The organism is Acrocarpospora pleiomorpha, assembly GCF_009687885.1.
Lineage (GTDB): Bacteria > Actinomycetota > Actinomycetes > Streptosporangiales > Streptosporangiaceae > Acrocarpospora > Acrocarpospora pleiomorpha.
Genome location: NZ_BLAF01000044.1, coordinates 72,672 through 84,904, shown reverse-complemented (window position 1 = coordinate 84,904; position 12,233 = coordinate 72,672). Strand labels below are relative to the sequence as shown.

At 71.6% G+C, this 12,233-nt stretch carries 9 protein-coding genes; 7 read left to right on the top strand and 2 right to left on the bottom strand.

What is annotated here, in order from left to right:
* Both Aple_RS33055 and Aple_RS33050 read left to right on the top strand, forming a co-directional pair.
* Nucleotides 1-1,245, top strand: coding sequence for a cytochrome P450 family protein (locus Aple_RS33055; RefSeq protein ID WP_155348648.1), 1,245 nt, complete (start codon nt 1-3; stop codon nt 1,243-1,245).
* A 26-nt stretch (nt 1,246-1,271) separates the two neighbouring features.
* Nucleotides 1,272-2,456, top strand: coding sequence for an acyl-CoA dehydrogenase family protein (locus Aple_RS33050; protein ID WP_155348647.1), 1,185 nt, complete (start codon nt 1,272-1,274; stop codon nt 2,454-2,456).
* Between the two features lie 84 nt (nt 2,457-2,540).
* On the opposite strand, the gene Aple_RS33045 is transcribed toward Aple_RS33050, so the two are convergent.
* Together Aple_RS33045 and Aple_RS33040 are read right to left on the bottom strand one after the other, a co-directional pair.
* The gene (locus Aple_RS33045; protein WP_155348646.1) at nt 2,541-4,325 is read right to left on the bottom strand and encodes an ABC transporter ATP-binding protein; all 1,785 of its coding nucleotides are present in this window, start codon (nt 4,323-4,325) and stop codon (nt 2,541-2,543) included.
* Nucleotides 4,322-6,175: an ABC transporter ATP-binding protein gene (locus Aple_RS33040; protein ID WP_155348645.1), complete on the bottom strand. Its 1,854-nt coding sequence runs from the start codon at nt 6,173-6,175 to the stop codon at nt 4,322-4,324. The genes Aple_RS33045 and Aple_RS33040 overlap by 4 nt, the downstream gene beginning before the upstream one ends.
* A 149-nt stretch (nt 6,176-6,324) precedes the next feature.
* On the opposite strand from Aple_RS33040, the gene Aple_RS33035 reads away from it, so the two are divergent.
* The 5 genes from Aple_RS33035 to Aple_RS33015 all read left to right on the top strand — a co-directional run bounded on the left by Aple_RS33035 (nt 6,325) and on the right by Aple_RS33015 (nt 12,129).
* On the top strand, nt 6,325-7,299 hold the full coding sequence (locus Aple_RS33035; protein WP_155348644.1) for a sigma-70 family RNA polymerase sigma factor: 975 nt from the start codon (nt 6,325-6,327) through the stop codon (nt 7,297-7,299).
* Nucleotides 7,300-7,402: 103 nt separating this feature from the next.
* Complete coding sequence (locus tag Aple_RS33030) at nt 7,403-8,566, top strand: epoxide hydrolase family protein (protein ID WP_155348643.1); 1,164 nt, start codon at nt 7,403-7,405, stop codon at nt 8,564-8,566.
* Nucleotides 8,567-8,725: 159 nt separating this feature from the next.
* The gene (locus tag Aple_RS33025) at nt 8,726-9,901 is read left to right on the top strand and encodes an acyl-CoA dehydrogenase family protein (protein ID WP_155348642.1); all 1,176 of its coding nucleotides are present in this window, start codon (nt 8,726-8,728) and stop codon (nt 9,899-9,901) included.
* 10 nt (nt 9,902-9,911) lie between these two features.
* Entirely contained in the window at nt 9,912-11,207 is a 1,296-nt protein-coding gene (locus Aple_RS33020; protein WP_155348641.1) for an FAD-dependent oxidoreductase, read from the top strand.
* Nucleotides 11,208-11,211: 4 nt separating this feature from the next.
* Nucleotides 11,212-12,129 carry a carboxymuconolactone decarboxylase family protein gene (locus tag Aple_RS33015; RefSeq protein WP_155348640.1) on the top strand — a complete coding sequence of 306 codons (918 nt, stop codon included), beginning with the start codon at nt 11,212-11,214 and terminating at the stop codon, nt 12,127-12,129.
* The last annotated feature ends 104 nt before the right edge of the window (nt 12,130-12,233 follow it).

The following is a 12,233-nucleotide window of genomic DNA, read 5'->3' as shown; positions in this document are numbered from 1 at the left end:
ATGCAGGAGAACAAGTGCCCCGTCGCCCTCGACCCGACCGGCCGTGACTTCCACGGGGAGGCCGCGCGGCTGCGGGCGCAGGGCCCGGCGACCCAGGTCGAGCTGCCCGGCGGCGTGGTGGTGTGGGACGTCAACAGCTACGCCGTGGCCAAGAAGCTGCTGGCCGACCCGCGGGTGACCAAGAGCGCCCGCAACCACTGGCCGGCGTTCTACACCGGGCAGGTCCCCCAGGACTGGGAGCTGATCAGCTGGGTGGCGATGGACAACATGGTCACCGCGTACGGCAAGAACCACCAGCGCCTGCGCAAGCTGGTCTCCAGGGCGTTCACCCCGCGCCGGTCCGAGGCCATCCGGCCGAGGATCGAGGAGCTGGTCGGCGAGCTGCTCGACGGGCTGGCCGCCGCCGCCCCCGGCGAGGTCGTGGACCTGCGGGAACGGTTCGCCTACCCGCTGCCGGCCCGGCTGGTGGCGGACCTGATCGGCCTGCCGGAGGAGGCCCGCCGCAAGGCCAACGAGGTCATCGACATGATGGTGAACACCACCGTCACGCCGGAGGAGGCGCAGGCCACGCTGATGGGCTGGCGGATGGCGATGGAGGACCTGATCGCGTCCAAGCGGGCGACGCCCGGCGAGGACATGACCAGCGACCTGATCGCCGCCCAGGAGGAGGACGGCTCCCGCCTCAACGACGGCGAGCTGGCCGACACCATCTTCGCCATCCTGGGCGCGGGCTCGGAGACCACGATCAACTTCATGGACAACGCGGTCACCCTCCTGCTCACCCACCCCGAGCAGAAGGAGCTGCTGGACTCCGGCAAGGTCACCTGGGCCGACCTGATCGACGAGGTCCTGCGGGTGGAGTCCCCGCTCGGCCACCTGCCGCTGCGGTACGCGGTGGAGGACATCGAACTGGAGGGCGGCGTCACCATCCCCAAGGGCGACCCGATCCTGATCAACTACAGCGGGGCCGGCCGGGACCCGGCGATCCACGGCGACACCGCCGAGGTCTTCGACCTGACCAGGGAGAACAAGGAACACCTCTCGTTCGGGTACGGCGTGCACTACTGCCTGGGCGCCTCGCTGGCCCGGCTGCTGGCCACCATCGGCCTGACCCGCCTGTTCGAGCGGTTCCCCGACCTGACCCTGGCGGTCCGGCCGGACGAGCTCCAGCCGCTGCCCACGTTCATCATGAACGGCCACCGCTCGCTGCCGGTCCGCCTCAGCCGCGTGCCCGCTACCGTCTAGAGAGTCCATCGTCTAGGGAGTTCAAGGTGCACACAACGGAGATACCCCAGCGCGCGGAGATGCTCCGCCGGGCCACCGACCTGGTCCCGCTGATCAGGGACCGCGCCCCCGGCGCCGAGCACCTGCGGCGGATGGACGACGACGTGGTCAGCGCGCTGATCGAGACCGGCATCCTGAAGATGCGGGTCCCGGTCCGCTACGGCGGCTTCGAGTCCGACACCCGCAGCCTGGTCGACGTCGGCATCCAGCTCGGCCGGGGCGACGGCGCGGTCGGGTTCACCGTCGCGCTCTGGTGGATCACCTCCTGGATCGTCGGCCTGTTCCCCGACCCGGTCCAGGACGAGGTCTGGGGCAGCGACCCCGACGTCCTGGTCTGCGGCACCCTCGCCCCGACCGGGATGGCCACCGCCGTGGACGGCGGCATCCTGGTCAACGGCCGGTGGGGGTTCAACAGCGGCGCCGCGCACAGCCAGTGGAAGATGTTGTCCGCGGTGCTGACCACCCCGGACGGCGGCGGCGAGCCGATCATGGCACTGGTGCCGATCAAGGACATCCAGGTCGTGGACGACTGGCACGTGGCCGGGCTGCGCGCCACCGGCAGCGTGTCGATGGTGGCCGACAACCTGTTCATCCCGCAGGACCGGGTGATCGCCATCGCGCCGCTGATGGCGCAGCAGTACGCGTCCAAGCTCAACAAGGACCGGCCGATCTACCGGTGCCCGATGATCCCGGCCGCGTCCGCGTCCACGATCGGCAAGGTGGCCGGGCTGATGATGAACGCCAGGGAGGCGTTCTTCGAGCGGCTGCCCGGCCGGGGCATCACCTACTCCGGCTATGGCGACCAGCGGGAGGCTCCGCTTACCCACCACCAAGTGGCCGAGGCCGCGATGAAGATCGACGAGGCCGAGTTCCACGCCTACCGGCTGGCCGACCTGGTCGACGCCAAGTGCGCCGGCGGCGAGACCTGGTCGGTGACCGAGCGGGCGCTGGCCCGGGTCGCGATGGGCCGGGTCTGCCAGCTGGCCCACGACGCCATCGGCATCTACAACACGGCGAGCGGCGGTTCCTCGATCTTCGAGACGGTCCCGATCCAGCGGATCGTCCGGGACATGGAAGCGATCAACCTGCACGCGCTGAACCACCCGAACACCAACATGGAGCTGTACGGCCGGGTGCTCTGCGGCCTCGAGCCGGACAGCGCCTACCTGTAAGAACGAAACGACGAGAGTCCAGACCCGCCGCTGTGGGTCTGGACTCTCGCCGTTCGGGGATTTCCAGGCATGGCTTATAGGGCTTCAGCTGTACGCCCTCGCTTGCAGGGCGAACAGTTCGGAGTAAAGACCGCCGGAGGCGGCCAGGTCGGCATGGGACCCGGATTCGACGACCCGCCCGTCCCGCACGACGATGATCAGGTCGGCCATCCGGACGGTGGAGAAACGGTGCGACACGAACAGGGTGATCGCGCCGGTGGCCGCGCTGACCCGCCTGGCCTGCTCGGCGTACTGCTCGAACAGGGCGTGCTCGGCCTGCGGGTCCAGCGCCGAGGTGGGTTCGTCGAGCACCAGCAGCAACGGCGCGGACCGCATCAGCGCCCGGCCGAGCGCGAGCTTCTGCCACTGGCCGCCGGACAGTTCTGCGCCGTCGGCGTAGGTCTTGCCCAGCTGCGTGCGCAGCCCGTCGTCCAGCTGCTCCAGCACGTCATCGGCCTGGGCGCGGGAGAGCGCCGCCAGGATCGCGGCCTCGTCGCCGGCCCGGGGCAGGTCGCCCACGCCGACGGTCTCCCCGGCGGGGAACTCGTACCGGATGAAGTCCTGGAATCCGGCCGCGACCCGTTCCCGCCAGGCGGGCATCGGGACCCGGCTCAGGTCGACGCCGTCGGCCAGGACCTGGCCGCGGGTCGGCTGGTAGAACCCGCACAGCAGCTTGACCAGGGTGGTCTTGCCCGCGCCGTTCTCGCCGACGATGGCGACCGTGCTCCCTGCGGGGAGCTTAAGGTTCACCTCACCCAGCACCGGGGTCCCGGTGCCGGGGTAGGTGAACGACACGTCCCGCAGGGTGATCCCGTCGCGCAGCCGGTCGGGCGGCGACTGATCGGGCCGGCTCGGTCCGGTCGCGGTGACGACCTCGGTGAGCCCGGCCAGCCTGCGGTACGCGGCGGCCATGCGCTGCAGGTCCTGCAGCAGCGTGACGGCGGTGGTGACCTGCTGGTTCACCTGCGCGGCGAGCGCGATGACGAGCACCACGTCGCCGACGCCCCGCCGCCCGGTGATCGCGTCCCGGACCACCAGGAGGACCGCGCCGACGTACGCCAGCGCGAAGATGATCTGCCCGGCCGCGCGCACCCAGGTCGCGGCCAGCTGCGCGCGGACCAGGCCGCGCGTGGCGGTCGCCCACAGCGCGCGGTGCCGCCCGCGCAGCTCGCCACCCAGCCGGAACACCCGCAGCTCGCCCGCGAGCCTGGCCGAGGTGGTCAGGTGGAACAGGTTGAGCGCGACCCGGGTGGGTTCGGCGGTGCCGGTCCTGGCCCGGTCGCTGATCCGCTCGGCGATCCGGCCCGCCAGCAGCGGCGGGAAGGCGGCCAGCGGGAGCAGCAGCAGCCACGGGTTGACCTTGGCCAGCAGCACGGCGGTGAGCGCGACGGCCAGCAGCAGGCCGGCGCTGTTGAGCAGGGCCTCCAGGCCGACCCGGAACTGGCGGGCCTCCCGCTGCAGCACGGTGAGGGTGTCGGCGTGCTCGGGCCGCTCGTGGTGCTCGATCCCCGCCGAGCCGTTGGAGAGCGTGATGAGCTGCTCGGCGAAGTCGAGCTCGGCCAGCTCGGAGAGCTCGAAGTAGGCCAGATGGGCGAAGTGCCCGAAGGTGAGGGCGGCGACGGCGAGAGCGGCCACGCTCACCCCGGCCCAGGCCGCGGCGGCGGTGTCGCCCGCGATGACCGCGCTGGTCATCCAGGCCAGGGCGGCGGCGAGGGCGGGGGCGGCCACCGCGCCGGACACCATCAGGATCACCGAGACGACCGTCTTGCGGCGGTCCATCCGCCAGGCCGTCGTGATCATCCGCACCGCGCCGATCCGCAGGTCTCTCATGCCGGGACCTCGCTCCCGGTGAACCGGTCGGCCTGCAGCCGGAACAGGGTGGCGTAGCGGCCCTCGCGCGCCAGCAGGTGCTCGTGGGTGCCCTGCTCGACGATCCGGCCGTGTTCCAGGACGACGATCAGGTCGGCCTGACGGACGGTGGAGAAGCGGTGCGAGATGAGCAGCGTGGTCGCGCCCTGGGTGAGGTCGGCGAAGGTGTCGAAGAACTGGGCTTCGGCGCGCACGTCGAGGCTGGCCGTGGGTTCGTCCAGGACCACGATGGGGGAGCCGTGGCGCAGCGCGAACAGCGCCCGGGCCAGCGCGACCCGCTGCCACTGGCCGCCGGACAGGTCGGTGCCGCCGGTCAGGTGGCGGGCCAGCGGGGTGTCCAGGCCGAGGGGGAGCGCGTCCAGGGTCTCGGTGAGGCCGACCGCCTCGGCCGCCGCCCGGATGCCGGAACGGTCGTCCATGGCGGCCACCGCGCCGAAGGCGATGTTGTCGGCGGCGGGGGCCTCGTACTTGGCGTAGTCCTGGAAGATCACGCCCAGTTTGGCGCGCCACACCTCGATCGGGTAGCTGGCGATGTCCACGCCGTCGGCGCGGATGGTGCCTGAGGTCGGCTCGTACAGGCGGGCCAGGAGTTTGACCAGGGTGGTCTTGCCCGCGCCGTTGAGGCCGACGATCGCGGTGCAGCGGCCGATCGGGAAGGTCAGGTTGAGGTTCTCGAAAATGGGGCGGCTCTGGCCCGGATAGCGGAAGGTGACGTCGTCGAACTGAATCGTCCAGACCGGATCCGGGATGCGGGACGGCGGCCACGTTTTCGACGCCGGTGCCGGCGGCGTCTCGATCCTGCGGGTGAAGCGCAGGACCCGCTCGTACGCCTCCATGCCGACCGCCGTCTGGAGGTCGGCCTCCGGGTAGTACTCCGACAGCCGGAGCGCGCCCAGGCAGGCCTGCATCACCAGGATGAACTGGGTCAGGGTGAGGGTTCCCGCCGCTCCCGCCGCGCCGAACACGGCCGCCATCACGGCGAGCGTCCACAGCGCGAACCCGACGAACGGCCACAGGTAGACGCGGCGGCGTTCCGCCCACATGGGTTTCAGCCAGGCCAGGTAGGACTCCCGCAGGCGGTCCCGCAGCCAGCCGGCCAGGCCGAAGACGCGGATCTCCTTGCCCGCCGCGGGCTGGATGGCCAGGTCGCGGAAGTAGTCTCCCTTACGTTCCGCCGGGCCCAGGGCGAAGCGGACCTTGACGTACTTGCGGAGGCCGCCGCGCTGGCCGTACCGGAACAGCAGGACGGCGACGGCGAGGCCCGCGGCGGCCAGCCAGGAGAACATGACGCCGACCGCGACCGCGTAGCCGGTCAGCTGGGTGTAGCGGGCCAGCAGCGCGAGCAGCCCGGCGCAGGCCTGCCCGGGGCTCTGCACCCCGAACTCCAGCTCGCGGGCGGCGGTCCGCAGCGCGTCCACCGACTCCTGGTCCTCCAGCGGCGCGATGCCCTCGCTGCGCAGCGCGGCGCCCATCAGCTCGTCGTAGATCTGCCCGTCGATCCGGCGGGCCAGCAGCTCGCCCAGCGTGGACTGCAGCGGCGCGACGACCTGCTGCCCCACGAACGCCGCCGCGGCCACCACGAACACGGCGACCAGCGAGTCCCACGCGGCCGAGTCCAGCCCATCCCGTACGGCCGCCGGCACCCGGCCCAGCACCACGCTGGTGGCCACCACGAACACCACGGGCAGCGCGCCGAGCACCAGATTGACCAGAGCCAGCAGCGCCACCAGACCGACGCCGCCGCGCGGCACCTGCCGGGCGATGAGCCACCGGGCCGCGAGCAGCTCACGCGGTTGGGACAGGACGCGCATGCCACCTCCAGATCTCCGACTTCACAAGTACAGACCAGACACCCGACCAAAACTCATCGGCCCCACTCGAAGATCAGGTAGGGACAACCGCGGGCCGGATGATTACGGTGGGATCTGACAGTCTGTGCCGCCGGAGCAAGGAGTGTCAGATGGCAGATCGTGAGGGTGACTTCACCCGCCTGGCCGATCCCTTCCGGCGCGAGCTGCTGGCGCACTGTTACGGCATCCTCGGCTCCGCCGACGAGGCCGAGGACCTGGTCCAGGAGACGTATCTGCGGGCGTGGCGGTCCTACGAGCAGTTCGAAGGGCGCTCGTCGATCCGTACCTGGCTGTACCGGATCGCCACCAACGCCTGCCTGACCGCCGTGGAGCAGCGCAACCGGCGGCCGATGCCCACGGGGCTCGGCGGGCCCTGCGAGGACCCGGAGCGGCTGCCTCCGGCCCAGCCGGAGATCCCCTGGCTCCAGCCGCTGCCGGACGCGCTGCTGCGTCCTGAGAGCGAGGACCCGGCCGCGATCGTCAACTCCCGCCAGACGGTGCGGCTGGCGATGGCCGCCGCGCTCCAGCACCTGCCGCCCCGGCAGCGCGCGGTGCTGCTGCTGCGCGACGTCTTCGAGTGGCGGGCGGGCGAGGTGGCGGAACTGCTGAACACCACCACGGCCGCGGTCAACAGCATGCTGCAGCGGGCCAGGGCCCAGCTGGGCGAGGTCTCGGCCGACGACGACTACGCCGAGCCGGCCAGGAGGGACCAGCGGGAGCTGCTGGACCGGTGGGCCGCCGCGATGGAGACGGCCGACGTGGGCGCGCTGATGCGGCTGCTCGAGGAGGACGCGGTCTGGGAGATGCCGCCGTTCGCGGCCTGGTTCAGCGGGCGCGAGGCGATCGGGCGGCTGATCGCCTCCCAGTGCCCGGCCGGCCCCGGCGACACGGTCATGGTGCCCACCCGGGCCAACGGGCAGCCCGCGTTCGCCTTCTACCTCCGCCAGGACGCGCGGGTGCACCGCGCCTACGCCATGCACGTGATGAGCCTGCGGAAGGGTTACGTCCACCGGGTGTCCGTTTTCTTCTCTCCCGAGCTGTTCGGCTCTTTTGGCCTGCCGATGGAGTACGCGGCGACCGGCTGAGCCCCCCGGACGGCAATTCAAAAGATGCGTCGCGGCCCTGTCCAGCCGACGATGAATAGGCGATGCCCGAAATGTCATGGCCTATTCTGGAAGGTGGCAGGAAATGCGTCCTTTTCGCATTGAAATCCCGCAGGCCGATCTGGACGACCTGCACGACCGGCTGGCCAGGACCCGATGGCCCGCCGAGCCGCCCGGCGAGGGGTGGAGCCGCGGCGTCCCGCTCGCCTACCTCAAGGAACTGGCCGAGTACTGGCGGACCGGCTTCGACTGGCGCGCCGCCGAGGCGGCGCTGAACGAGCACCCCCAGTTCGTCACCGAGATCGACGGCGCCAACGTGCACTTCGCGCACGTGCGCTCGCCCGAGCCCGACGCCATCCCGCTGATCATCACGCACGGCTGGCCGGGCTCGATCGCCGAGTTCATGGACGTGATCGGCCCGCTCACCGACCCGCGCGCGCACGGCGGCGACCCGTCCGAGGCGTTCCACGTGGTGATCCCGTCGATCCCGGGCTTCGGCCTGTCGGGCGCGATCCCCGAGACCGGCTGGGACTCCTGGCGGGTCGCCCGCGCCTGGGCCGAGCTGATGCGCCGCCTCGGCTACCAGCACTACGTCGCGCAGGGCAGCGACTGGGGCATGATGATCTCCTTCCAGCTGGCCCAGGTCGCCCCGGAGAACGTCATCGGCGTGCACGTGAACATGCTGGTCACCTTCCCCTCCGGCGACCCGGCCGACATGGCCGCGCTCACGCCCACGGAGCTGGCCGGGCTCGGCCGGCTGCTCAACTTCGACCAGGAGCTGTCGGCCTACTTCAAGCTCCAGGCGACCCGCCCGAACACCCTCGGGTACGCGCTGACCGACTCGCCGGTCGGCCAGCTCGCCTGGATCGCTGAAAGATTCATGGACTGGACCGACGCGGAGAAGGCCCCCGAGGACGCCGTGGACCGGGACCAGATGCTCACCAACGTCTCCCTCTACTGGTTCACCCGCACCGCCATCTCCTCCAGCTCGCTCTACTACGAGAGCACCGACCGGACCGCCCAGAACGTGGCCGCCGGGTTCGGCGGCCCGTGGCCGGTCACCATGCCGGTCGGCGTGGCCGTCTTCGCCGGTGACGCCACCGCCCCGATCAGGGCCTGGGCGGACCGGATCGTCCCCACCATCACCCACTGGAGCGAGCTCCCGCGCGGCGGCCACTTCGGCGCGATGGAGGAGCCCGACCTGTACGTGAGCGACGTCCGCGCCTTCGGCCGGTCCCTGCGCGCCTGAACGTTTCATCAGCCGGCCCGGGGACGCCCCGGCCCGGCGGGCTCGCGGCGGAGAATTCCGGCGCGAATTCCAAGGCCGCGCAATTAGCGCGGGACGCGTTTTCCCGGCACCCCGGAAAACGCCGACGCATCGTTATTCGCACCCATTTAGGAGGCCCGGGTGAAACACGCCCAAGCGCCAGCCCAGGACGAGCTCGTACGGCGCGCGGCGGAGCTGGTTCCCCTGCTCCAGGCGAACGCGCTCGCCACCGAGGACGGCCGGCTGCTGACGCCCGACTCGCTCGACGCGCTCCGCGACTCCGGCGTCTTCCGGATGCGCGTCCCCGCCCGCTACGGCGGCTACGAGAGCGACGCCCGCACGATGGTCCGGGTGGCCACCGAGCTCGGCCGGGGCGACGGCTCCACCTCGTGGACCGCGTCGGTCTGGTGGATCACGTCGTGGATGGCCGCCATGTTCCCCGACGAGGTCCAGGACGAGGTCTTCGACTCCCCGGACACCCGCCTGTGCGGCACGCTCAGCCCGACCGGCATGGCCGTACGGCAGAACGGCGGCGCCGTCCTGAACGGCAAGTGGGGCTTCATGAGCGGCGCCCGCCACAGCCAGTGGCAGGTGATCGTCGCGGTCACGCCCACCGCCGACGGCGGCCACGAGCCCATCATGGCCCTGGTCCCGCTGTCCGACCTGCAGATCGTGGACGACTGGTTCACCTCGGGCCTGCGCGGCACCGGCAGCATCACCACGATCGCCCAGGACGTGTTCATCCCCGAGGAGCGCATCCTCTCGATGGGCGCCATCCTGCACGAGCAGTACGGCTCCAAGCTCAACGCCGACAGCGCCATCTACCGCAACCCGCTGCTCCCGGTGGCCTCGGCCTCCTCGGTCGGCACCGTGGTCGGCATGGCCAAGGGCGCCTGGGACGCGTTCTTCCGGCGGTTGCCCGAGCGGCACATCACCTACACCGCCTACGCCAGCCAGAAGGACGCCCCGCTCACCCACTTCCAGGTGGCCGAGGCGCGGCTGCTGATCGACGAGGCCGAGTTCCACGCCCTGCGCCTGGCCGGGCAGGTGGACGAGAAGTCCGGCACGGAGTGGTCGCCCGAGGAGCGGGCCCGCGCCCGCGCCGACATGGGCGCGGTCTGCGACCTGGCCAAGCGGGCGGTGGACCTGCTCACCACGGCGAGCGGCGGCTCGTCCATCTACAGCGACGTGCCGATGCAGCGGATCCAGCGCGACATGCAGGCGGTCAACCTGCACGCGCTCATGCATCCGGACACCAATCGGGAGCTCTACGGCCGCATCCTGTGCGGGATGCCGCCCAATACCTTCTACATCTAGAGGAGCGGACATGCGGAACCGCGCGGTGGTGCTGGGCGGCGGGATGGCCGGCCTGGTGGCCGCCAAGGTGCTGTCGGAGCAATTCGAGCAAGTCCTGCTGGTGGACCGTGACCAGCTGGCCGGGGTGGACGAGCCGCGCCGGGGCGTTCCGCAGGGGGCGCACGCGCACGGCCTGCTGGCCAAGGGCCAGGAGGTGCTGGAGGGCATGTTCCCCGGCTTGACCGGGGAGCTGGCCGACGCCGGCATCCCGATGGGCGACATGGGCGTCAACCTGCGCTGGTATTTCAACGGCCGCCGGCTGCAGCCGTACGCGACCGGGCTGAAGGTGATCTCGGCCACCCGGCCGGAGCTGGAGAGCGCGGTGCGGGCCCGGGTGCAGGCGCTGCCCAATGTCACGTTCCTGGAGAACCGGGCGATCCTCGCGCTCACCGTCACCGCGGACCGCAGCCGCGTCACCGGGGTGACGATCGAGGGCGAGGAGATCGCCGCCGATCTGGTGGTGGACGCCACCGGGCGCGGCTCGCGCACCCCCGCCTGGCTGGCCGAGCTGGGCTACCCGCGCCCCGAGGAGGACCGGGTCAAGATCGGCCTGTCCTACACCACCTGCCATTTCCGGCTGCGGGAGAACGTGCTCGGAGAGGACATGGCGATCCTGTGCGTGGCCACCCCGGACAACCCGCGCGGCGCGTTCTTCTCCCGCCTGAACGACCGCTACCTGCTCTCGCTCACCGGCATGCTGGGCGACCAGGCCCCGACCGACCAGGAAGGCCACCTGGCCTTCGTCAAGTCGCTGCCGGTGCCGGACATCTACGACGCCGTGCACGACGCGACGCTGCTGGACGAGCGGGTGGCGTTCCGCTACCCGGCCAGCGTGTGGAAGCACTACGAGCGGCTCGCCCGCTTCCCGCTGGGGCTGCTGGTGGTGGGCGACGGCGTGTGCAGCTTCAACCCGGTGTACGGCCAGGGCATGACGGTCGCCGCCCTGGAGGGCCTCACCCTGCGCGAGCACTTGAAGGGCGGCGCCCTGCCGGACGCCAAGGCGTTCTTCACCGACGTGGCCAAGGTCATCGAGGCGCCCTGGGGCGTCTCGGTCGGCGGCGACCTCAGCTACCCGGGTGTGGAGGGCGAGCGGAACGAGCAGGTCCGGATGGCCAACGAGTACATGGACCGGCTGCGCGCGGCGGCCGAACACGACGGGACCATCACGGCCGGGTTCCTGCGGGTGGCCGGGCTCATCGACCCGGTGGAGGCCCTCATGAGCCCGGAGATGGCGGAACGCGTCGGCGCCCAGACGCAGAACGTGTAGTCCGGTGGTCGTCAAGAAGGCGTTGCGGAGGTCCCTCGCCCAGGTCCGGCATGTCACGCCGGTTCCGCCAGGGGCGGCGAGGGGGCTGGTGGCGGACGTGTACGCCCAGGTGGAACGCGACTTCGGGATGCTGGCCCCGCCGGTCGCGCTGCATTCGGCCGCGCCCGACGTGATGGCCGGAGTGTGGATGCTGCTGCGCGAGTCCCTGCTCGCCCAGGGGCTCGTGCCGCGCGCGGCCAAAGAGCTCGTGGCCACCGAGGTGTCCCGCGCCAACGCCTGCCCCTACTGCGTGGACGTGCACGGCGCGACCCTGCGCGGCCTGGGCGGGCCCGCTCCGGCCGCGCCGGACCCAGGCCCCGAGGTCACCGGGACCCGGCTGACGTTCCACTACCTCAATCGCATGGTCAACGTGTTCCTCGGCGAATCCCCGCTCCCACCCGCCGTGCCCGGGGCTATGCGCGGCGGCGCCCTGCGCGTCCTCGGCTCGATGATGGGTTCGTCGGCGCGCCGGCCGCGGCCGCCGGGCGACTCGCTCGGGCTGCTGCCGGACGCGCCGCTGCCGGCGGACCTGCGCTGGGCGGAGGGCAACCAGTACGTGGCGGGCGCGGTCGCCCGGGCGACCGCGGCCGTCTCCCAGGCCGGGGAACGGTCGGTGCCCGAGCCGGTCCGAGACCTCGTCACCGCCGAAGTGACGAAATGGGACGGGACCCCGCCGGGCCTGAGCCGGGCGTGGTGCGAGGACGCGGTGGCCACGCTCGCCCCCGCGCACCGGCCCACCGGCCGCCTGGCGCTGCTCACCGCGATGGCCTCCTACCAGGCCGGGACAGCGGTGGGCGACGTCAAGGCGGACGACCGCGCGCTCCTCGAAATCACCGCCTGGGCGAGCATGGTGGCGGCCCGCGCTCGCTCAGGCGGTTCCTAGGCGGTCTTGAGCGGCCTGGGCGGTTCGGCGTTCATGGGTGGTCTTGAGCGGCCTGGGCGGTATTGGGTTGCCTGGGCGGTTTGGCGGTTCGTGGGCGGGTTGTA